The 464-nt window shown below is 62.5% G+C and carries 1 protein-coding gene; it reads right to left on the minus strand.

All coding sequences use genetic code 11. The annotated features are described in order from the left end of the window. Window positions 1-464: serine hydrolase domain-containing protein (locus tag HMPREF3165_RS13565; RefSeq protein ID WP_256274691.1), on the minus strand; the 464-nt coding region annotated here is incomplete at both ends.

A 464-nucleotide genomic window follows, 5' to 3' on the forward strand; every position in this document is an offset into this window, starting at 1 on the left:
AGACCATCGCACCAGCCGCCCACCCCCAAGCCGGATCCATCTCGGTAATATCCTCCAGCTTGCCCTCAGTACTGAGGTGGTAGCCCTGAGGGTGAGTACCACGAATCTTCTCCTCCCCCGGAGCCGGGAAGTAGGTGTGGGACAGCCCCAGCTTCTTGACGATGCGCTGGTCGATCTGCTCCCCCACCGGCCGCTGAGACACCCGCTCAACAAGCATCCCCAGCACGATGTAGTTCGTATTGGTGTACTTCCACTGCGTCCCCGGCTCGAAGGCCGCCGGCTTACTCAGAGCCGTGTCCAGCAGGTCCCGCGGTTGCGCGTAGTGATCCTTGATCTGGAAGATATCGCCGCTACCGGGAGTGGTGTCGGTGTACTCGGGTAGTCCGCTGGTGTGCTGGAGGAGCTGACGCACCGTGATCCTCGATCCGTCGATGCCCTCGCCCTTGATGAGGCCGGGCAGGTAG

Origin of the sequence: Actinomyces sp. HMSC08A09 (assembly GCF_001807465.1) — a bacterium.
Taxonomy (GTDB): Bacteria; Actinomycetota; Actinomycetes; order Actinomycetales; family Actinomycetaceae; genus Actinomyces; species Actinomyces oris.